This is a genomic window from Riemerella anatipestifer, from assembly GCF_009670965.2.
GTDB classification, from domain to species: Bacteria; Bacteroidota; Bacteroidia; order Flavobacteriales; family Weeksellaceae; genus Riemerella; species Riemerella anatipestifer_B.
In genome coordinates this window covers 42,847-64,430 of sequence record NZ_CP073239.1, presented here as the reverse complement: position 1 = coordinate 64,430, position 21,584 = coordinate 42,847, and the positions used below count along the sequence as shown (strand labels likewise).

Annotated in this window: 15 protein-coding genes and 1 tRNA gene; 6 read left to right on the top strand and 10 right to left on the bottom strand. The window is 36.4% G+C overall.

From position 1 onward, the window contains the following. Nucleotides 1-38: 38 nt before the first annotated feature. The 5 genes from purH to D1J36_RS00250 all read right to left on the bottom strand — a co-directional run bounded on the left by purH (nucleotide 39) and on the right by D1J36_RS00250 (nucleotide 7,899). The gene (purH, locus tag D1J36_RS00270) at nucleotides 39-1,553 is read right to left on the bottom strand and encodes a bifunctional phosphoribosylaminoimidazolecarboxamide formyltransferase/IMP cyclohydrolase (protein WP_154136978.1); all 1,515 of its coding nucleotides are present in this window, start codon (nucleotides 1,551-1,553) and stop codon (nucleotides 39-41) included. Nucleotides 1,554-1,572: 19 nt separating this feature from the next. After that, complete coding sequence (locus tag D1J36_RS00265) at nucleotides 1,573-2,157, bottom strand: outer membrane beta-barrel protein (protein WP_004918918.1); 585 nt, start codon at nucleotides 2,155-2,157, stop codon at nucleotides 1,573-1,575. A 24-nt stretch (nucleotides 2,158-2,181) separates the two neighbouring features. Further along, on the bottom strand, nucleotides 2,182-5,007 hold the full coding sequence (uvrA, locus tag D1J36_RS00260; RefSeq protein WP_154136977.1) for an excinuclease ABC subunit UvrA: 2,826 nt from the start codon (nucleotides 5,005-5,007) through the stop codon (nucleotides 2,182-2,184). A 123-nt stretch (nucleotides 5,008-5,130) separates the two neighbouring features. Then, complete coding sequence (locus tag D1J36_RS00255; RefSeq protein WP_004918915.1) at nucleotides 5,131-6,075, bottom strand: SPFH domain-containing protein; 945 nt, start codon at nucleotides 6,073-6,075, stop codon at nucleotides 5,131-5,133. A gap of 42 nt (nucleotides 6,076-6,117) precedes the next feature. Further along, the gene (locus D1J36_RS00250; protein ID WP_154136976.1) at nucleotides 6,118-7,899 is read right to left on the bottom strand and encodes an AMP-dependent synthetase/ligase; all 1,782 of its coding nucleotides are present in this window, start codon (nucleotides 7,897-7,899) and stop codon (nucleotides 6,118-6,120) included. Between the two features lie 124 nt (nucleotides 7,900-8,023). Here D1J36_RS00250 and D1J36_RS00245 point away from each other — a divergent pair, with 124 nt between their 5' ends. After that, a complete protein-coding gene (locus D1J36_RS00245; protein WP_154136975.1) occupies nucleotides 8,024-9,163 on the top strand; it encodes an acyl-CoA dehydrogenase in 1,140 nt (379 codons plus the stop codon). Nucleotides 9,164-9,223: 60 nt separating this feature from the next. Beyond that, complete coding sequence (locus D1J36_RS00240) at nucleotides 9,224-10,390, top strand: iron-containing alcohol dehydrogenase (protein ID WP_154136974.1); 1,167 nt, start codon at nucleotides 9,224-9,226, stop codon at nucleotides 10,388-10,390. 60 nt (nucleotides 10,391-10,450) lie between these two features. On the opposite strand, the gene D1J36_RS00235 is transcribed toward D1J36_RS00240, so the two are convergent. The 3 genes from D1J36_RS00235 to metG all read right to left on the bottom strand — a co-directional run bounded on the left by D1J36_RS00235 (nucleotide 10,451) and on the right by metG (nucleotide 15,274). Continuing rightward, a complete protein-coding gene (locus D1J36_RS00235) occupies nucleotides 10,451-11,800 on the bottom strand; it encodes a DEAD/DEAH box helicase (protein ID WP_064964675.1) in 1,350 nt (449 codons plus the stop codon). Between the two features lie 149 nt (nucleotides 11,801-11,949). Then, nucleotides 11,950-13,080 carry an acyl-CoA dehydrogenase family protein gene (locus tag D1J36_RS00230; RefSeq protein ID WP_052910783.1) on the bottom strand — a complete coding sequence of 377 codons (1,131 nt, stop codon included), beginning with the start codon at nucleotides 13,078-13,080 and terminating at the stop codon, nucleotides 11,950-11,952. A gap of 160 nt (nucleotides 13,081-13,240) precedes the next feature. After that, nucleotides 13,241-15,274, bottom strand: coding sequence for a methionine--tRNA ligase (metG, locus tag D1J36_RS00225; protein ID WP_154136973.1), 2,034 nt, complete (start codon nucleotides 15,272-15,274; stop codon nucleotides 13,241-13,243). 136 nt (nucleotides 15,275-15,410) lie between these two features. On the opposite strand from metG, the gene D1J36_RS00220 reads away from it, so the two are divergent. Continuing rightward, nucleotides 15,411-15,563, top strand: a complete 153-nt coding sequence (locus D1J36_RS00220; RefSeq protein WP_185147729.1) for a hypothetical protein — start codon at nucleotides 15,411-15,413, stop codon at nucleotides 15,561-15,563. 587 nt (nucleotides 15,564-16,150) lie between these two features. Here D1J36_RS00220 and purB read toward each other — a convergent pair. Further along, nucleotides 16,151-17,578 (bottom strand): adenylosuccinate lyase, encoded by a 1,428-nt coding sequence (purB, locus tag D1J36_RS00215; RefSeq protein ID WP_004919857.1) that lies wholly within the window; start codon nucleotides 17,576-17,578, stop codon nucleotides 16,151-16,153. An 83-nt stretch (nucleotides 17,579-17,661) separates the two neighbouring features. Further along, on the bottom strand, nucleotides 17,662-18,708 hold the full coding sequence (locus D1J36_RS00210; protein ID WP_185147728.1) for an ABC transporter substrate-binding protein: 1,047 nt from the start codon (nucleotides 18,706-18,708) through the stop codon (nucleotides 17,662-17,664). 44 nt (nucleotides 18,709-18,752) lie between these two features. Here D1J36_RS00210 and D1J36_RS00205 point away from each other — a divergent pair. From D1J36_RS00205 to D1J36_RS00195, 3 genes are all read left to right on the top strand, one after another. Beyond that, nucleotides 18,753-18,829, top strand: a tRNA-Arg gene (locus tag D1J36_RS00205). Between the two features lie 79 nt (nucleotides 18,830-18,908). Then, the gene (locus D1J36_RS00200; protein WP_154136971.1) at nucleotides 18,909-19,340 is read left to right on the top strand and encodes a DUF4268 domain-containing protein; all 432 of its coding nucleotides are present in this window, start codon (nucleotides 18,909-18,911) and stop codon (nucleotides 19,338-19,340) included. An 82-nt stretch (nucleotides 19,341-19,422) separates the two neighbouring features. Continuing rightward, a complete protein-coding gene (locus tag D1J36_RS00195) occupies nucleotides 19,423-21,543 on the top strand; it encodes a S46 family peptidase (protein ID WP_353954705.1) in 2,121 nt (706 codons plus the stop codon). The last annotated feature ends 41 nt before the right edge of the window (nucleotides 21,544-21,584 follow it).

Here is a 21,584-nt window from a genome sequence, read left to right as displayed (position 1 = left end):
AAAATTTGATGCTTATCGTTTTTTGTGTTAATAATTTTTTAATGAAAAAAGTGTCTCATTCCTGTGAATAGCATTGGGATATTATGCTCATTAGCCGCTTGTATGCTTTCGTCATCTCGCATACTTCCACCAGGTTGTATAATGGCTTTTATACCTTCTTTAGCACAGGTATCTACCACATCTCTAAACGGAAAGAAAGCATCAGAAGCTAAAACTAAATCTCCACTAAATTTCTCTTTCGCTCGTTCTATGGCTTGTTGGGTAGCCCATATTCTATTTACTTGTCCACCGCCTACGCCTAAAGCTTGTGTGCCGTTGGTAACTACGATGGCATTAGATTTTACATACTTCACAATCCTTTGGGAGAAGAGTAAAGCCTTGGTTTGTTCTTCCGTTGGCTGAACTTCTGTAACTGTTTTTATATCATCAGAGAATTGGTCATCGGCGTTTTGTACCAACATTCCACCGTCTATCTTTACCCACACTTGGCTGTCAGATACAGGGTTTTTAATCTTGATAATCCTTAGATTTTTCTTTTTAGACAATACTTCTAGAGCTTCGGCATCAAAATCTGTAGCCATTACAATCTCTAGGAAAGTCTTGTTGAGTTCTTCAGCTGTGTCTTTATCTACGGTGTAGTTCATCGCTACAATGCCACCGAAGATAGAAACAGGGTCGCATTCAAATGCTTTTTTGTAAGTGTCTAAAGCGGTTTCTCCAATAGCAACACCACAAGGTGTAGAGTGCTTAACGGCACAACACGCTTTCTCATTTTTGAACTCATTAACCACTTTCCAACATAAATCCATATCTCTTAGATTGTTAAAAGAAAGCTCTTTACCTCCTAATTGTTCAAAATCTTTCATCGCTCCATTTTCGGTAGTAGAAACATAGTAAGCTGCCGACTGATGAGGGTTTTCGCCATATCTTAAATCGGCTACTTTTTGATACGAAGCATTAAGGTACTCTGGATATTCCTCCTCTAAAAGCATTTTGGAAATAGCAGCATCATAAGCCGAAGTTAAGTTAAATACCTTTCCTGCTAATGTTTTTCTGGTTTCCAAAGTTGTATCGCCTGTTTCCGAAATTTCGGTTTGAACTTTAGCATAATCCTTAACATCAGTAACCACGGTAACGGCATTAAAATTCTTAGCCGCTGAACGAAGCATTGATGGTCCACCAATGTCTATAAACTCTACCTTTTCGTCTAAAGAAATGTTTTTGTTAACATTTTCAAAGAAAGGGTAGAGGTTTACTATTACCATATCTATTAGCTCTATACCATGGTTTTTTACGGTACTCATATGTTCAAGATTAGAGCGTACGGCTAGAAGCCCTCCGTGCACTTTTGGGTGTAGCGTTTTTACCCTACCGTCTAGCATTTCTGGAAACTCTGTAACTTCATCTATCTGAATAGGAGAAAGTCCAGCTTCCTTTAAATGTTTAAATGTGCCTCCCGTAGAAATGAGTTGATAATTGTGTTGCTCCAAAAATGTGGCAAACTCTACAAGATTAGTCTTGTCTGATACGCTAATTAAAGCTCTTTTTTTCATTTTTACTTTTTATTAGATATTAAAATTTGTCAAATAAATACCCTACACCTATTTGTAAGAAATTGTTTTTCATTGTAATGTCATTGGTTGGATAAAGGTTGCTAAGACCTATATTATATCTCGTCTCCACGAATATAGACTTAGTTATTTTATATTCTCCACCCAAAAATATAGAGTGGTTACCCTTTCTAATATCGGTAAACTCTACATCTTGTCCGTTTTGTTTCCCTAGAGCTTTGGTTACAAAACCTAAGTTAAATCCACCCAAAATCCCTAACGATTCTATTGGTGTAAACTTAACCCCCAAAGGAATATAGACAGTGGTAAGATGCAGCCTTGAACGCTCATTATTATCCATAATTAGATTCTCTGCTCCAAGTCCTGCCATACCAAGTTCTCCGTGTAGAGACACATATTTATTAACCTTATAAGATACAGGCATCGCAATGTAAACACTAGACTTAGCGTTAGGCTTGTACTGTTGTCCCATAGCTTCTAGGTGCAAAGTAGAATTTACATACCCTATTTTAAACCCTGTTTCCAATTTTTGTGCATTAGCGAAACCAACTGTTGCTACTAACGCAGAAAGTAATAGTTTTTTCATAGTGCTAAAGTTTTTGTTTTTTATCTACATTTCTTTTTTCAAAAATTTACCTGTGATAGATTTTTTATTCTTTATAATTTCTTCTGGAGTGCCTTCTGCTACAATGCTCCCTCCATTTTTACCACCTTCTGGACCTACATCTATAATATGGTCGGCAAGTTTTATCACATCCATATTATGTTCAATAATGATAAAGGAGTTCCCTAAATCTACTAGCTTTTGGATAACCTCCATCAGTATCTTGACATCTTCAAAATGCAGTCCTGTGGTAGGTTCATCTAAAATATAAAGTGTTTTACCTGTTTGTTTTTTAGAGAGTTCTGTGGCTAATTTTACCCTTTGAGCCTCTCCGCCCGAAAGTGTAGTAGATTGTTGTCCTAAGGTAATATAACCTAAACCAACTTCTTGTAGCGTTTTTACCTTAGAATAGATTTTTGGGATTGGCTGAAAAAATTCTACAGCCTCGTCTATGGTCATATCTAGGACATCGGATATAGATTTACCTTTATATCTTACTTCTAAAGTTTCTCTATTAAAGCGTTTGCCGTTGCAAGTTTCGCAATGCACATAGACATCAGGCAAGAAATTCATTTCAATCACTTTCAATCCACCTCCTTGACAAGTTTCGCAGCGTCCGCCTTTAACATTAAACGAAAATCTCCCTGCCTTATAACCTCTGATTTTACTTTCTGGAAGGTTAGCGAACAAGGTTCGGATATCCGAAAATACACCTGTATAAGTGGCAGGATTAGAACGAGGCGTTCTACCGATTGGCGTTTGGTCTACATCTACTATTTTGTCTATATGCTCTATACCTTCTATTTTTTTGTATGGTAGAGGCTCTTGCACAGCACGATAAAAATGACGGTTGAGAATAGGGTAAAGGGTTCCGTTAATCAGTGAGGATTTTCCGCTTCCTGAAATACCAGTAACAACTACCATTTTCCCTAAAGGAATTTTTAGGGTTACATTTTTAAGATTATTGCCCGTAGCTCCTTTGAGAATAATAGCGTTACCGTTGCCTTCTCTTCTTTTTTTAGGGATTTCTATTTTTCTTCTTCCTGTGAGGTAATCTGCTGTAATGGTATCAGCTTTTATTAAATCTTTTGGGCTGCCTTGCCACAAGACTTTTCCGCCATACTTACCCGCTTTAGGTCCAATGTCTAGCACCTCATCGGCTTCTAAAATCATATCTTTATCATGCTCTACCACAAGAACTGAGTTTCCTAAATCTCGTAAACTTTTTAAAGAGTTGATGAGCCTTTCGTTATCTCTCTGATGAAGCCCAATAGAAGGTTCGTCTAAAATATAAAGCACATTTACTAACTGCGAACCTATCTGAGTTGCCAAACGAATTCTTTGAGACTCACCTCCAGAAAGGGTCTTGCTACTTCTGTTAAGGCTAAGATATTCTAGTCCTACATCTAGCAGAAAGCCCAAACGAGTTTCTATCTCTTTTAAAATTTCGTGGGCGATAATTTTGTTTTTTTCGCTAAAGCTATTTTTTATTTCCGAAAGCCAATCCTTTAAGTCTAATAAGCTCATCGCATTAACTTCAGCTATATTCTTACCTTCTATTTTAAAGGCTAAACTTTCGGGTTTTAATCTTGTTCCGTTACAGTCCGTACAGATTTCTTCTACTGTAAACTCTCGCTCCACTTGTGTAGCACCGTAGTTCTCTTTATCTTCTATAACTTTTTCTAAATGAGGGATTAGCCCTTCAAAGTTAATTTTAGTTTTTTTGGAAATTCCAGCGTGTTTTAAATCTTTTACAAACTCTTTATCACAACCGTAATAGATGTAGTCTAAGGCTTCTTTAGGAATTTTGTTGAATGGTGTTAGTAAGCTAAGCTCAAATAACTCTAGTATGCTTTTAATTTGGGATAAAGCCCACTTACTAAATTTATAAGTTTCTAATGGTAATAGTGCCGACTGAAAGGGTAGAGTAGGCTCGGTAACTAGATAATCAGGATTGATTTTTTTTACAGTTCCCAAACCTTTACAATGAGGACAACTCCCTTTAGGAGAATTGAACGAAAAAGTATTTGGTTCTGGTAATGGTAGAGCCTGTCCTGTGGCGGTATCCATTAAATCTTTAGAAAAATACTGAAACTCTTCCGAATTATATTTTTGAACCATAACCACACCGCCCCCCATCTGCAAAGCTGTGGAAAGTGATTTTTGCATTCTAGCTTCAGATGCGGTTTCGCCTATAATCCAACGGTCTATAACTACTTCTATATCGTGGGTTTTGTATCGGTCTAGTTTAAGGTCGTATTCTATATCTTGCAAAGTGCCGTCTATTCTTGCTTGGGAATATCCTTTTTTGGCTAATTGCACAAAAAGCTCGTGATAATGCCCCTTTCTAGCCTTTACTAGTGGTGCTAGAAGCAAGACTTTTTCATTCTGATATTGTTCTTTGATGGTTTCTAAAATTTGCTCTTCGGTATAGCTTTGTAGCTTTTTACCTGTTTCTAAGGAATAAGCTGTGGAAACTCTAGCAAATAGAAGTCTGAGAAAATCATAAAGTTCTGTAACCGTCCCTACGGTAGAACGAGGGTTTTTATTAGTGGTTTTTTGTTCAATAGCGATAACAGGTGAAAGTCCTTCTATTTTATCGACATTGGGGCGTTCTAATCCGCCGAGAAATTGCCGAGCATAGGCAGAAAATGTTTCTATATAACGCCTTTGTCCTTCTGCAAAAATAGTATCAAATGCTAAAGAAGATTTCCCACTTCCTGATAGCCCTGTAATAACGACTAACTCGTTACGAGGAATTTTAACATCAATGTTTTTTAGGTTATGCTCTCTAGCACCATAGACCTCTATGAAATCTCTATTTTTCATCATTTTGCAAATTTAGTGATGAATTATGAAAGCTGAAAATAAAAATGAGTCCCAATATATCTAAAATTGTCTTAGAATATATTGGGACTGCTTATCTTTTGATTTAAACCTCTTAAAAGTAAACTTTTACGCTTCCTTATTTTTCTTTTTGATTTCTTCTCCTATAATGCTTGCCGTAGAGAAGGAAGTTACTAAATTATTTAGCATATCTCCAGCCGCATTGGGCGTGTTAGGAAGTAGGATAAGATTAGACTTATTGGTAGAACCAATGGACGAAAGTGTATCATAATGCTGAGTAACCACGATAAGTGCCGAAGCCTCTTGAGAATTGATACCTACTTTGTTAAGCACATTTACAGATTCTTCTAGCCCTTTAGCAATTTCTCTTCTTTGGTCAGCAATCCCTTGTCCTTGTAGTCTTTTGCTTTCCGCTTCTGCTTTAGCTTTTTCTACAATAAGGATTCTTTGAGCATCACCTTCGTATTGAGCGGCTATTTTTTCTCTTTCTGAAGCGTTGATACGGTTCATTGCTTGTTTTACTTGCTCATCAGGGTCGATGTCTGTTACTAAGGTTTTAATGATGTCGTAACCATAGTCATTCATAGCCTCTTGTAATTCTGATTTTACGGCGATAGCAATATCATCTTTTTTCTCAAACACATCATCTAATCTAAGTTTAGGAACTTCCGCTCTTACCACATCAAAAATATAAGATGTAATCTGAGCGTGAGGATTATCTAGCTTATAGAAAGCATCATAAACCTTTTCCCCAATAACTAGATATTGAGTGGATACCTTTATTTTAACAAATACATCGTCTTTAGTTTTGGTTTCTACCACTACATCTAACTGCTGTATTTTTAAAGAAATTCTACCTGCGATTTGGTCGACAAAAGGTATTTTAAGATGAAAACCAGGACCTCTTACGCTATGGAATTTTCCTAAGCGTTCTATTATAACTGATGTTTGTTGCTTTACAATAAACCAAAGTCCAAAAAAGCTAAGGAAAATAATTCCTACAAATAGAACGGCTCCCAAAGAACCCAAAATAAAACTAAATGTTGTTATCATAAATTTTAAATTTTCCTTTTAAATGTGTATAGTTAAACCGATTTATTCTTCCTCTGTATGCCCGTACATATTATTATACAGTTCTATAAATCTTTGTTTAATCATTTTTCTTTTCAATTTTAGAGTAGGGGTAAGTAGTCCGCTGTCGATAGACCAAACTTCAGGTGTAAGCTCTATTTTCTTTATTTTCTCCCAGCTTCCTAATTTTGTATTTAGATACTCTATTTCTTTTTCTATACGAGCTTTTAATTGAGGGCTTTTAGCAATCTCTTCTGGAGTTGTGCCAATATTGATGTTGTGTCTTTCTGCCCAATTTACAGCGAAGTGAAAGTCTGGCTGTACCAAAGCACAAGGCATTTTTTCACCTTCACCTACAACCATTATTTGCTCTATGAATTTGGAGGCTTTCGCCATATTTTCTATCATCTGAGGAGCGATGTATTTACCACCAGAAGTTTTAAACATCTCTTTCTTTCTGTCGGTAATGTGTAAAAACCCTTCATCATCTATATGTCCTATATCTCCAGTTTTAAAGTAGCCATCTTCTGTAAAAGCCTCTTGAGTTTTCTCATCATCTTTATAGTAACCTTTAGTAACCGAAGGACCTTTTACTGATATTTCACCGTCTCCTTGAATTTTAACATCTAAATTTGGAAGTACAGGACCCACAGTTCCTACTTTCATTTTATTGAATGTGTTTACTGCAATTACAGGGGAAGTTTCTGTAAGCCCATAACCTTCTAATATACTGATGCCTGCATTTTGGAACATTCGGTTAAGTCTAGGAGCTAAGGCTGCGGAACCAGAAATAAGAGTAACAATGTTTCCTCCCAAGCCTTCTCTCCATTTTTTAAATACGAGTTTATCGGCAATAATTTCTTTGAGTCCGCTAGGTTTACCAATCTCTTTTTTAGCTTTGTTAACACCTAATGCCCACAAGAAAATTTTAGATTTAATACCACCTGCACTTACGCCCTTATCGTAGATTTTATCGTACACTTTTTCTATAAGCCTAGGAACTACCGTCATATAATGAGGTTGAACTTCTTTGATATTTTCACCCATTTTATCTATACTTTCCGCAAAGTAGATAGATATGCCACTATTGATGTAGAAGTAAAATAACATTCGTTCAAAGATATGGCAGATAGGAAGGAAGCTAAGACTCTTTAAATTTGTATTTTGAGGTTTTTTCTCTGAAAGTATAGGTGTACAAGTTAGTACATTAGATACGATGTTTTGGTGAGTAAGCATAACTCCTTTAGGACGTCCTGTAGTTCCTGAAGTATAGATAATTGAAGCTAAATCATCAGTTTTAATTCCCTTTTTTAAATCTTCTACTTCTATCTGAGTAGCTTCGTCCTCTCCTAAGTCTAATATTTCAGTCCAGTTAGGAGCTCCTTCTACTTTGTCAAAGGTAAATATTCCCACTAAAGAAGGTACACTTGGCTGTACGGATAATAATTTTTGATATAGCTCTTCGTCAGATACAAAGCAATATTTTATTTCCGCATTATTAAAGATGTAAATGTAGTCTTCAACAGAAATAGTAGGGTATACAGGTACAGTAACGGCTCCTATTTGAGAAATTCCTAAATCCATCACTGCCCATTCTGTACGGTTATTAGTAGAGATTAAGGAAATTTTATCTCCTGGTTTTATTCCTAATTTTAGAAGTCCACGAGAAATTTTATTTCCCATGTTTATAAACTTAAGTGTGGAAGTCTTTTGCCAAACACCGTTGTACTTAGTGGTTAGCATATCTTCTTTTGGATGATTTTCTATGGCCTTATAAGCGAAATCAAATAACCTAGTTATCGACATATTTTTCTTTTTTCTGTGTTTAATTTTTCCAAATATAATATTTATTTAATAAAAACCAAAAATACTCTTTGAGTGTTTTAATTAAAATACTACTTTTACAGGCAGTTTAATAATAAATACTATTATGGATTTTAATTTAACGGAAGAACAACTAATGATACAACAGGCAGCTAGAGATTTTGCTCAAAACGAATTGTTGCCAGAAGTTATAGAAAGAGATAAAAATCAAAAATTCCCAGCAGAGCAAGTAAAAAAGATGGGTGAGTTAGGGTTTCTAGGTATGATGGTAGACCCTAAATATGGAGGTGCAGGTATGGACAGTGTATCTTATGTTTTAGCTATGGAGGAGATTGCTAAAGTTGATGCTTCTGCGGCTGTAATTATGTCGGTAAATAATTCTTTAGTTTGTGCAGGATTAGAAAAATATGCAAGTGAGGAGCAAAAGCAAAAATATCTAGTACCATTGGCTAGTGGAGAGGTTATTGGAGCATTTGCACTTTCTGAGCCGGAAGCAGGTTCTGATGCTACTTCTCAAAAAACAACAGCAGAAGACAAAGGAGATTATTATCTTCTAAACGGAACTAAAAATTGGATTACCAACGGTGGTACAGCTACTTACTATATTGTTATTGCTCAGACGCACCCAGAGAAAGGTCACAAAGGTATCAATGCATTTATTGTAGAAAGAGGTTGGGAAGGCTTTGAAATTGGTCCAAAAGAAGACAAAATGGGCATTAGAGGAAGTGATACCCATTCTCTATTATTTACTGATGTAAAAGTGCCTAAAGAAAACAGAATAGGAGAAGATGGTTTTGGGTTTAAATTTGCTATGGCAGTTCTTAATGGTGGTAGGATAGGTATTGCTTCTCAAGCACTAGGGATAGCTAGTGGTGCTTACGAATTAGCTTTAAAATATGCTAAAGAGAGAAAGGCTTTCGGAACAGAGATTATCAATCATCAAGCGGTAGCATTTAAGTTGGCAGATATGGCGACCCAAATCACAGCAGCTAGAATGCTTTGTCTAAAAGCAGCGGCAGAGAAAGACCAAGGGAAAGATATTTCTGAAAGTGGAGCTATGGCGAAACTATTTGCTTCTAAAACAGCTATGGATACCACAGTGGAAGCCGTGCAAATACACGGTGGTTACGGTTATGTGAGAGAGTACCATGTGGAAAGAATGATGAGAGATGCTAAAATCACTCAGATTTATGAAGGAACATCTGAGATACAAAAAATAGTGATTTCTAGAAGTATTGCTAAATAAATTGAATACAAAGAGGAGCAAACGCTTCTCTTTTTTGTCTAATATATAAAATAATAATGTATGCTTAATTTTGAATTTAAAAATCCTACTAAAATTCTTTTTGGTAAAGGAGAAATAGAAAAAATAGCAAAAGAAATTCCTCAAAATGCTAAAGTGTTGATGCTCTACGGAGGTGGAAGTATCAAGTCTAATGGAGTGTATGAGCAAGTTAAAAATGCGTTGAAAGGCTTTAATGTTTTGGAATTTGGGGGAATACCAGCCAATCCAGAATACGCGGTTTTAATGGAGGCATTGAAAGTTATCAAATCAGAAAATATAGATTTTCTACTGGCAGTAGGTGGTGGTTCCGTTATTGATGGAACTAAATTCTTGGCTGCAGCAGCTAAGTATGAGGGAGAACCTTGGGATATTCTAACTAAAACTATTCGTCCTGAGGAAGACGAAGCCTTAAGTTTTGGTTCAGTGCTTACTTTACCAGCTACAGGCTCCGAAATGAATTCGGGCTATGTAATTTCTAGAAGAGAAACCGAACAAAAACTCGGCGGCGGAGGTAATGGTTTGTTTCCTAAGTTTTCGGTGTTAGACCCAGAAGTGATAAGAAGTATTCCTAAAAATCAAATCGCCAATGGTATAGCAGATGCTTACACGCATGTTTTGGAACAATATATGACTTTCCCTACCGCGGCAACGCTTCAAGAACGAATGGCAGAAAGTATCTTAGTAACGCTTCAGGAGATGGCTCCTAAGGTGCTTCAAGAGGACTTTGATTATGATTCTGCGGCTAACTATATGTGGTGTTGCACGATGGCTCTTAACGGACTGTTGCGTTTAGGCGTAGCTACCGATTGGGCGGTACACGCTATGGGACACGAGCTTACAGCTTATTTCGGTATTGACCATGCGAGAACTTTAGCGATTATAGCACCGTCTCATTACCGTTATAATTTTGAAACTAAGAAGCAAAAATTAGCTCAGTACGCCGAACGCGTTTGGAACGTTCCTTCTGAGATGAATTTAGAGGAAAGAGCACAAAAGGGGATTGAAAAAATGAAGCATTTCTTCCATTCTATAGGGATTAAAACCAGGTTGTCAGAATATACTTCACAGTTTGAAGGTACGGCCGAGAAAGTGGAAAAAGCATTTACAGATAGAAATTGGCTAGGTTTAGGAGAACACCGCAAACTCACGCCCGAAGACGCTAAGAACATCGTGAAGATGAGTTATTAGTATAGGTTAGTATATTTATGAAGCTCCCTTGAGAACACTATTCTCAAGGGAGTTTTTATATTATTTCTTTTTTCTAGCTTTGGTTTTTGCCTTTTGTTGAGCTCTATTAGCTCCAATTTTTTTAGGTGGTTTTCTTTTACTAGGTCCGCCCCAATTTTCTTTCTTGTTTTTGGCTTTCTTTTCGTGGAAAGCACCGCCTCCTTCATTAAGCTTTATCACCACAGGATTTTTCATTTTGACTTCCTCTTTTTCCGAAGCTATTTTCTGTGGATTGATTTTAACTTCCTCTGGCATAGGCTGAACTTCCACTTCTTTTTTCATCAAGATTTCAATGTCAAGAAATAAGGCTTCTTCTTTTTCTGTGATGAAAGAAAGTGCAATACCGTCTTTATCCGCCCTACCTGTACGCCCAATACGGTGAATGTATTGCTCTGGAATGTCTGGGATTTCAAAATTAATCACGTGGCTGATGTCTGATATATCTAGCCCTCTAGCCATTACATCGGTGGTGATGAGCCCTCTGACTTCTTCTTGTTCAAATTTTTTCATCGCTCTTAGACGATAGTTTTGAGACTTGTTAGAGTGTATCACATCAAAACTTTCGGGGTAGATTTCGTCTATTTTAGTGAAAAGATAGTCGGCGTGTTTTTTATTGTTACAAAATATCAACACTTTAGACATAGATTCATCTTTATCAAGAAGATGCTGTAAGAAGTTGATTTTAGTATTAAAGTTAGTTACCTTAAAAGCGATTTGCTGTATTTTTTCCAGTGGCGTCCCTGATTTGGCTAAAGAAATTTCTATCGGATTGGCAAAATATTCATCTAGCATTTCATCAACAGCATCAGTCATTGTTGCGGAGAAAAGAATGTTTTGTCGCTTTTCTCTCATCATTTCGAAGATGTGTGTGAGTTGAGGACGAAAACCTAAGTTAAGCATCTCATCAAACTCATCAATAATTAGTTTTTGGACTTCTTTTAAAGAAATAGCGTTGTCTATGGCTAAATCCATCACTCGTCCTGGTGTTCCTACCAAAATATCACAACCATTATCAAAAAGTAGCTTTTGGGTGTTGATGTTTTTTCCACCATACACGCCAATAATTCTTGTACTTAGTTTTTCACATAGTTTCTCCAAAATTTCAGCTACCTGAACTACAAGTTCTCTAGTGGGAACTAAAACTAAAACAGTAGGGTTTCCAGATTTATTGTATTTCCAATTTTTGAGTACAGGTAATAGGTAGGCTAGGGTTTTACCAGTACCTGTTTGGGCTATCCCCATAATATCTCTACCAGAAAGTATTGGTTTAAAGCTTTTCTGTTGGATAGGTGTAGGTTCAAATAGCTCCAAATCGGCTAAAATATCTAGTATTTTTTCGGGAAGTTCAAAATCTGCAAAAGTAATGTTCATAATTTGATAAAATTAAGGTCTAAAAGAATAACCAACAGGCAAAGATAACTATATTTGAATAAACAGAAGAGAGAGGTAATAAAAAGGGTTAAAAAAAGCCCTCACGTGTGTGGGTGAGAGCTTTTAGAGTTACTTTTTTGAATACTCTTTTATTTAATAATATCTCTACCGATAACTAGCTTTTGTATTTCGGAAGTCCCCTCGCCAATGGTACACAGTTTAGAATCTCTGTAATATTTTTCAGCAGGGAAATCTTTGGTATAGCCATAACCTCCAAATATTTGCAATGCATTGTTGGATATCCTTACACACGCTTCCGAAGCGTAGAGTTTTGCCATAGCACCCTCACGCGTCATTTTTTGTTTAGCATTCTTTAGGGTAGCGGCTCTTTGTATAAGAAGTTCGGCTGCATCTATCTCTGTTGCCATATCAGCGAGCATAAAATTGATGGCTTGGAAGTTGGCGATTGCCTGTCCGAATTGATGTCTTTCTTTGGCGTACTTTAGAGCAGCTTTGTAAGCTCCTTTAGCGATACCCAAACTTAAAGCAGCGATGGAGATTCTCCCGCCATCTAATATTTTAAGAGCTTGTTTGAACCCTTCGCCTACTTGCCCTAAACGATGCGAGTCTGGAACACGAACATTATCAAAGATAAGTTCTGCCGTTTCAGAAGCCCTCATACCTAGTTTGTTTTCTTTCTTCCCAGAACTAAACCCAGGCATACCTTTCTCTAAAACAAAAGCAGTAGCATTATTAGAGGTGTTTTTTTCTCCTGTTCTTGTCATAACCACGGCAATATCTCCAGAAATAGCGTGAGTGATGAAGTTTTTAGCTCCATTGATAACCCACTCATCGCCGTCTTTTACTGCAGTGGTATTCATACCTCCCGCATCAGAACCTGTATTGTGTTCAGTAAGTCCCCAAGCTCCAATAACTTGACCAGAAGCGAGTTTCGGGAGCCATTTTTTTCTTTGTTCTTCGTTACCAAACTCGTAGATATGATTAGTACATAAAGAGTTGTGTGCTGCTACAGAAAGTCCTATAGATGGATCTACTTGAGAAATTTCATCTAAAATAGCCACATACTCATGGTAAGATAATCCAGAGCCTCCGTATTCTTCGGGAATTACAATACCCATAAAGCCCATTTCTCCTAATTGGCGGAAGAGTTCCACAGGGAAGGTTTGGCTTTCGTCCCATTCCATAATGTATGGGCGGATATTTTTTTCTGCAAACTCACGAGCTGTTTCAGCTATCATTTTTAGGTTTTCTGTATTCATAGTAGTGTTATTATCGTTCCTCCAAATATAAATAATTTTGTTGAGGTTGAAAAATATTTTATTAGAGTTGTCTTAATTTTTTGCTTAGAGAAATATTTTGTTGAGGTAACATTCCGTATAAAAAAAGCGATTTCAAAAATTTTTGAAACCGCTTTTTATTTTATCCTATCTCTACTCCGTTATCTACGGGCTCATCTGGCGTAACAAAAGAAAGTTTGCCATCAGGCTTCGTGGTAAGCAGTAGCATACCTTGGCTTTCGATACCTCTTATTTTTCTAGGTGCTAGATTTAATAAAATCATCACTTGTTTGCCTACACATTCTTCAGGTGTAAAGCTCTCTGCGATACCAGAAACTACAGTTCTTATATCCACCCCAGTATCTACCTTAAATTTGAGGAGTTTATCCGCTTTTTCTACTTTTTCGGCTTCTAGTATGGTAGCGGTTCTTAAGTCTATTTTGGTGAAATCGTCAAAAGTAATCTCGTCTTTCATTGGCTTGGCGTTAGGGTTTGTTTTTTTATTATTGATTTTGGTTTGCTCTAATTTTTGGATTTGAGCTTCTATGGTTTCGTCTTCTATTTTAGAGAATAGTAAACTTGGCTCGTTAATTTGGTGTCCTTCTGCTAAAAGCACTTTTTGGTTCTCCAATTCAGACCAGTTGCAAAGTTTGGTATTAAACATATTAAGCAACTTCTCCGAACTGAACGGCATAAAAGGCTCTGACAGTTGGGCTAAAGCTATTGCAATTTGAGTTCCTATAAACAGGGTGTTGGCTGTTTTGGCTTCATCAGTTTTGATGGTTTTCCAAGGCTCTTCGGTTTGTAGATATTGGTTTCCAAAACGTGCTAAATTCATAAGTGCAGACAGGGCGTTTCTAAACTCAAATTTCTCTAGATAGTCTTTTATTTCTGTTGCAGCTTTGTTTATTTCCTCTAGTTCTGTTGCATTGGTGTTGCCTTTAGGCACTCGTCCGTTGTAATATTTGTGGGTAAGCACGGCTACTCGGTTGATAAAGTTTCCTAAAATACCCACCAATTCCGAGTTGTTTTTGGTTTGAAATTCCTTCCAAGTAAAGTTATTATCTTTAGTTTCGGGAGCAGACGACAATAATGCATAGCGAAGCACATCTTGTTGTCCAGGGAAGTCTGCCACATATTCGTGAGCCCACACTGCCCAGTTTCTAGAGGTAGAAATTTTATCATTTTCTAGATTAAGAAACTCAAATGCAGGGACATTGTTTGGCATAATGTAATCGCCGTGAGCCTTCATCATAGAAGGGAAAATAATACAATGGAAGACTATATTATCTTTCCCAATGAAATGTACTAAATCTGAATTTTCTGACTGCCAATAGTCTTTCCAATCTTTATTGTTTTTTTCTGCCCATTCTTTTGTGAACGAAATGTATCCGATAGGAGCATCAAACCAAACATAAAGCACTTTGCCCTCCGCATCTGGCAATGGTACAGGCACACCCCAATTGAGGTCTCTAGTCATTGCACGAGGTTTTAAGCCTTCGTTAAGCCAAGATTTTACTTGCCCGTACACATTAGGCTTCCAGTCGTGCTGGTGTCCTTCAATAATCCATTGGTTCAAAAATCCTTCGTAATCGTTTAGCGGAAGATACCAGTTTTTAGTAGGTTTTAGCACAGGGCTATTCCCACTAAGCATAGATTTAGGATTGAGAAGTTCCGTAGGAGAAAGGGTAGAGCCACATTTTTCGCATTGGTCGCCATAGGCATTGTCATTACTACATTTTGGGCAAGTCCCCACGATGTATCTATCGGCTAGGAACTCTCCTGCTTGTTCATCATAAAACTGTTCGGAAACCTCCTCGGTAAACTTTCCGTTCTCGTACATTTTAAGGAAAAATTCAGAGGCGGTTTCGTAGTGCTTTGCACTGGTAGTTCTGGAATATTCGTCAAAAGAAATTCCTAAATCTTCAAAAGATTTCTTTATGATTAAGTGGTATTTATCTACAATATCTTGAGGTGTTACACCTTCTTTTTTAGCTCTAATAGTAATGGGAATGCCGTGTTCATCAGACCCACATATAAAGGCAACCTCCTTGCCTGTTCTTCTTTGGAATCTAGCGTAAACATCTGCCGGTATGTATACGCCAGCAAGGTGTCCTATATGTACGGGACCATTAGCATAAGGTAATGCTGCGGTAATTAACTTTCTCTCTGCCATTCTCAATTATTTTTTGCAAAGATAAAATTTTATTGTGATATTCGATAATAAGGGCGATTGCTAAATGTGTCTAAAACATAAAAATGCAGCTCTGTTGAGTGTCGCATTGTAATGAATATCGCAAAGCATTGTATTATTGACCTGTTTTATTAAAAAAGGCAATTACAAACAATCTGCTGAAAGCATTAAAACCAAACGACTTGCCTTACCACCAGATACCCAAGTGTATGGCGGATATAGAGTGAGTACCAATATTGGTTTTGAGCAACAAGACAAGCTGTTTCTATAGGTTGTGGGTTCAAAAACAGACCCTAGAGGGAGTAATGTTGAGGTTGTAGGGTTAAAATTTAGAGATTATAGGTTCAAAAATAGACCCTAGAGGGAGTAATATTGAGGTTGCAGGGTTAAAATTAGAGATTATAGGTTCAAAAATAGACCTTAAAGGGAGTAATGTTGAGGTTGCAGGGTTAAAATTAGAGGTTATAGGTTCAAAAACAGACCCTAAAGGGAGTAATATTGAGGTTGTAGGGTTAAAATTAGAGGTTATAGGTTCAAAAATAGACCCTAAAGGGAGTAATATTGAGGTTGTAGGGTTAAAATTAGAGGTTATAGGTTCAAAAACAGACCCTAAAGGGAGTAATGTTGAGGTTGCAGGGTTAAAATTAGAGGTTGTGGGTTCAAAAACAGACCCTAAAGGGAGTAATGTTGAGGTTGTAGGGTTTGCAGAGCGTTGGTGCATCAATAATAAAAAAATACTACTCTTGGGATAGGGTAGTATTTTTTTTGTTTAGTGAGGGAGGATTTATTTAGAATTTAGGCTTTACACTAAGCCTCACTTTTAGACCTTATGTAAACTAAACTTCTACGGATACTATTTTAGACTTTCAGTTCTGCCTTTAATCCCACCATATCCGAATATTTATCTAATATTGGCTGAACTTCATTTTTGATAAATTCTTCGGTTTGTATAGGTGCAAATCCAATAAAGTTTTTAGGGTCTAAAACTTCTGCAAGTTTTGATTTGTCTAGCTTTAAGCTATTATCGTTCATTATTCTTTCTATCAAATCGTTGTCCTTACCTTCCATTTTCACCTTTTTGCTCGCTTCCATAGAGTGAACTCTGATGATTTCGTGGATTTCCTGTCTGTCGCCTCCAGCCTTTACTTCTTCCATAATAATGTACTCGGTAGCCATAAAAGGAAGCTCCTCCATAATATGCTTGTTGATTCTGTTTTCGTAAACTACCAGTCCGTTCATAATGTTGTTCCAAATCAACAAAATGGCATCTACCGCAAGGAAGGCTTGTGGAATGCTTAGTCTTTTGTTAGCCGAGTCGTCTAGGGTTCTTTCAAACCATTGCGTTGCAGCCACCATTGCAGAACTAGAAGATAGCGACATTACATATTTAGCCAAAGCCCCTATTCGCTCCGAACGCATTGGGTTTCTCTTATATGCCATTGCCGATGAACCGATTTGGTCTTTCTCAAAAGGTTCTTCAATCTCTTTTAGATTTTGTAACAGTCTTAAATCGTTAGTAAATTTGTGAGCCGATTGGGCGATGTTGGATAATAAAGCCACTACTTTAGCGTCTATTTTTCTGTCGTAGGTTTGTCCAGAAACGCCAAAAACTTTATCAAACCCGAATCTTTTGGATAGCTCTTTGTCAAGTGTTTTTACTTTTTCGTAATCTCCGTTGAAAAGTTCTAGGAAGCTAGCCGCAGTTCCTGTCGTACCCTTTACTCCTCTGAAACGAAGTGTGTCTAAGAAGAACTCTAGTTCTTCAAAATCTAGGATTAAAGATTGTAACCAAAGGGTGGCTCTTTTGCCCACGGTAGTTAGCTGTGCGGGTTGGAAGTGAGTGAAGCCTAAAGTTGGTAAATCTTTGTACTTTAAGGCGAAGTCGGACAAGCCTTTAATTACATTAACTAGCTTTTTTTTAAGGATAAGGAGTCCGTCTCGCATTTGGATTAAATCCGTATTGTCGCCCACAAAAGCCGAAGTAGCTCCTAAGTGGATAATGGGCTTGGCTAGTGGTGCTACATCTCCGTAGGTGTGCACGTGAGCCATTACATCGTGGCGGAAGCGCTTTTCGTATTCGGCGGCTTTGGTATAATCTATATCTTTAGCCTTGTCTTTCATTTGGTTGATTTGCTCTTCGGAAATGTCTAGACCTAAATCTTTTTCTATTTCGGCTAGAGCAATCCATAGTTTTCTCCAATTTTGAAATTTGTTGTCGTGAGAGAAATTAAAAAGCATCTCTTCGCTAGAATAGCGTTCTTCTAAAGGGTTTTTGTAGGTATTCATCTTTACTTTTTTACTTTCACAAAAATAAGGAAATTTTTAAAAATTGAATTGTTTTATTTATTAGAGAGTTATATGTTTGTGCTTTACTTTAAAGCATTCATATAAGTAAGAGTGTCTTTAGGAAGTAAAGCAGGGTGGAAGATTTTAATATAGTCTTTTAAAACTAAATCGGCTCTTACAACACCACTTTCAAAGTAGTCGTTGGCTTTGCCTTTTTGTCTTTTGGCGATGTTATAAAGTTTTCCTTTTTTGAAGATATCCATTTTGGAATAAGACGGATTCATCGCTAATAATTCCCTTTTGTATTGATAGTTGGAAAGATTGACCCAATATTCAGCTTGTTTTGATTTAGCATAAACTTCCTCAAAACTTAAAGGTACAGATTGGTCTTTATCCAAATCGTTGAATATATAATTACCTCCCGCATCGTTAAAGTATTTGGCAGCAAAGGTTTTATTTCCTGGTAAGAACCATTGGTTGCCATAGATTTCATTACAAAGGACTTGAGGTTTATGCGGTGTTTTCTGTGCTTGAAGTTTTAAATTATCATAGTTTTGTTTGATGTTTAAATAGCGTTCAGAAGCTTGTTTTTCAATACCGAATAGTTTTCCAAAAATTTTTAGATAAGCCGTTTTTTCTAGTGGTTCGTTTTCTAGATATTCGTTTAGGAAGATGATTTCTATGTTGTTTTTTCGAAGTAAGTCATAGGTGTTTTCAAAATTAGGGATATGATTAGTGATTATAGCATCAGGTTTTAAACTGATGATTTTTTCTAGGTCGTATTTTTGCTCGCTGCCTACGGTGTGTATTTTTTTAGATTGGATAAGTGCTTTTACCTTTTCGGAATAGATATATTCTTCGCTAGAGATACCAATGATATGCTTTTCTAAACCTAGTTCTAGCATATAGCCTAGCATAGAAGAACTTAATAAAACTACTTTTTTTAATGGTAATTTGGCTGTGGATATTTCGGAGGAAAGATTTTTTGTATTGATAATTACTTTATTATTATCTTCTTGATAATAAGTGTTTTTTGAAATGATAACTTGTTCTTTTGAAAAATTATTAGCCTCTTTTTTACAAGATAGAAGGGCTAAACTGCTTATGAGAATAAAAAAATGTGTTTTCATTTTCAAAAATAATAAAAAATTTTCTATATTTGCAAACTCAAAACGGACGCGTAGCTCAATTGGATAGAGCATCAGATTACGGCTCTGAAGGTTAGGGGTTCGACTCCCTTCGCGTTCACCAACCGCCTTTTTTAGGGCGGTTTTTTATTTATAACAAAATCGATTGTCCTAGATTTAGTGCCAATAAAATAAAATGCAATATGTTTAGCAAGCAAGAAGCAGCACAACTGAAAAAAGAATTCTGGATTGCCTTTGGGAAGTCTTTTCCTAGAAAATGGCTTCTTTATAATACTAAAATTAAAGATTTTTCATTTAAGTTTTTTGCCGATAACAAAAAGGCAATGGTGTGCTTAGATATAGAAATGAAGGAGGAACTTTTCAGAAATGCTTACTTTGAGAAAATACAATCTTTACAATCTATTTTAGATGAAGCCCTTGGTGAGGAGGCTTTTTTTGAAGAAACACTATGCTTAGATAATGGTAAAGAAATTAGCCGAGTGTGGGTAGAGTGTTATGGTGTAAGTGTTTTCAATAAAGAAAGTTGGCAAAAAATATTTGAGTTTTTTGTAGAAAAAATGACGGCATTTGAAACCGTATTTTATGAGTACGAAGACTTTATAAAAGACATTTAAAGTAAGAGCTGTCATTTTATAAATTAGGTTGGTTTTTTCATTTTTCTTATTTTTAGGGCAAAAATTTTTAATAATGATTAAAATGATAAAGAAACCTCTAATATTATCTGCCGTAGTGCTACCTGCTGTAATGGCTTTTGCACAGCAATACGGAGGAATGTGGATGCCTACGGAACTCAATGAAAAAGAAATGAAAGAGCTGGGAATGAAAATATCTGCAAAAGATATATTTAATCCAGAAAAGCCTAGTATTAAAGATGCAGTGGTACAGTTCAACGGAGGGTGTACTGCGGAAGTTATTTCTCCTAAAGGGCTTATTCTTACCAATCATCACTGTGGTTATGGGCAGATACAATCTCACTCTAGCGTAGAAAAAGATTACCTAAAAGATGGTTTTTGGGCTAAAAATATGGGCGAAGAGTTGCCTAATCCTGGGGTAACTGTAGACTTTATTGTGGATATTAAAAATGTAACCAACGAAGTTTTAAAAGGAAACCCAAATCTTTCTGAACAAAATATTAAGGACAATATAGAGGCTTTAAAAAAGTCGTTTAAACTAGAGCCTTATCAGCATATTGTGGTGAAGCCTGTGTATTACGGTAACCAATATTATGCTTATGTTATAGAAACTTTCAAAGACGTTCGTTTGGTAGGGGCTCCACCGTCTTCTATTGGCAAGTTTGGTAGTGATACAGATAATTGGGTTTGGCCTAGACATACGGGAGATTTCTCGATGTTCCGTGTTTATGCAGACAAGAATAACAAGCCTGCAGAATATTCTAAAGATAACATTCCGTACAAACCAAAGCATTTTTTACCAATTTCTATCAAGGATAAAAAAGAAAACGATTTTACTTTTGTATTCGGTTTTCCAGGGAGAACACAGGAGTACCTACCATCTATCGCTGTGGAAAAAATCATGAAAGAGATAGACCCTGCAATGATTTCTATGAGAGAGGTCGCTCTTAAAACTTTGGATGAAAAAATGCGTGTAGATGATGCAACAAGGATTAAGTATGCTTCTAAATATGCCTCGGTAGCCAACTATTGGAAAAAATGGATAGGCGAAGTGGAAGGGCTTAAAAAGTCTAAAGCGGTAGATAAAAAACGAGTGTATGAAGCAGAACTCATCAAAAAGAACCCTGAAATAAAGAAAACTATAGATGAGCTTAATAGACTTTATACAGAGCAATCTGCCTATGCATTGAATAGAGCGTATTATAACGAACTTTTAAGGAATGCAGAAACACTTAATCTAGCTAACCGCTATCTAGATTATCTGTTCAATGTAGAAAAAGGCAAGAATATGGAGCCTAAGTTTTTTGAGAATTTAAAATCTTTTTATAAAGATTACGATGGTACACTAGATGCTAAAGTAACAGCTAAATTACTGGCTTTGTATACTAATAAAACACCTGCGGAATTTCTTCCTAAAGGGTTTGAAGAATTTAAAAATGAAGAAGCCAATCTTAAAGTTATAGAAGAATGGAGTAAAAACTCGGTAATTACAGGAAGAAAAGCACTTAATGGAGCTTATGTAACTTCTGACTTAGACAAGGTATTCCAAAATAAAGAAGCTTTAGTAAAAGAGCTTAATTCTGACCCCCTTTTAGGAGTGTTAGCTATGTTGCAAACAACTTATGTACAGGGAACTCAGACTAAGTTTAATGAATATCAAACACAAATAGATGCTCAGCTTAAAACCTTTATGGCGCAGCAAATGGCAACGGATAAGGATAGAAAATTCTTCCCAGATGCCAATTCTACACTTAGGGTAACTTACGGAACGGTGCAAGGTTCTAACCCTAGAGATGCCGTATATTATGGTTATAAAACTCATACCTCTGGAATTATGGAGAAATATATCCCAGGAGATTATGAATTTGATGTTCCTGCTCGTCTTATCAATCTTTATCAAAACAAAGATTATGGCATTTACAAAGATGAAACAGGAGAGGTTCCAGTTAATTTTACAGCAACTAATCATACTACAGGAGGTAACTCTGGAAGCCCAGCATTAGACGCTTATGGTAATTTGATAGGACTTAATTTTGACCGCCAATGGGAAGGTACGATGAGCGACATCAATTACGACCCTAAATTCAGTAGAAATATCATGGTGGATACTAAGTATATCCTATTTATCGTTGATAAATTCGCTAATGCCAAATGGCTTTTAGACGAAATGAAAATTATAAAATAAGAGTATAATTTCTTTCAAAATAGAAAAAGTCAGACAACTTG

Coding starts and splice junctions, on each gene's coding strand:
- metG (WP_154136973.1), bottom strand. CDS start 15,274: ATGGCAGAGAGAAAGTTAATTACCGCAGCATTACCTTATGCTAATGGT.
- purH (WP_154136978.1), bottom strand. CDS start 1,553: ATGAAAAAAAGAGCTTTAATTAGCGTATCAGACAAGACTAATCTTGTA.
- uvrA (WP_154136977.1), bottom strand. CDS start 5,007: ATGATGAAAAATAGAGATTTCATAGAGGTCTATGGTGCTAGAGAGCAT.
- purB (WP_004919857.1), bottom strand. CDS start 17,578: ATGAATACCTACAAAAACCCTTTAGAAGAACGCTATTCTAGCGAAGAG.
- D1J36_RS00195 (WP_353954705.1), top strand. CDS start 19,423: ATGATAAAGAAACCTCTAATATTATCTGCCGTAGTGCTACCTGCTGTA.
- D1J36_RS00245 (WP_154136975.1), top strand. CDS start 8,024: ATGGATTTTAATTTAACGGAAGAACAACTAATGATACAACAGGCAGCT.
- D1J36_RS00210 (WP_185147728.1), bottom strand. CDS start 18,708: ATGAAAACACATTTTTTTATTCTCATAAGCAGTTTAGCCCTTCTATCT.
- D1J36_RS00240 (WP_154136974.1), top strand. CDS start 9,224: ATGCTTAATTTTGAATTTAAAAATCCTACTAAAATTCTTTTTGGTAAA.
- D1J36_RS00200 (WP_154136971.1), top strand. CDS start 18,909: ATGTTTAGCAAGCAAGAAGCAGCACAACTGAAAAAAGAATTCTGGATT.
- D1J36_RS00230 (WP_052910783.1), bottom strand. CDS start 13,080: ATGAATACAGAAAACCTAAAAATGATAGCTGAAACAGCTCGTGAGTTT.
- D1J36_RS00265 (WP_004918918.1), bottom strand. CDS start 2,157: ATGAAAAAACTATTACTTTCTGCGTTAGTAGCAACAGTTGGTTTCGCT.
- D1J36_RS00235 (WP_064964675.1), bottom strand. CDS start 11,800: ATGAACATTACTTTTGCAGATTTTGAACTTCCCGAAAAAATACTAGAT.
- D1J36_RS00250 (WP_154136976.1), bottom strand. CDS start 7,899: ATGTCGATAACTAGGTTATTTGATTTCGCTTATAAGGCCATAGAAAAT.
- D1J36_RS00255 (WP_004918915.1), bottom strand. CDS start 6,075: ATGATAACAACATTTAGTTTTATTTTGGGTTCTTTGGGAGCCGTTCTA.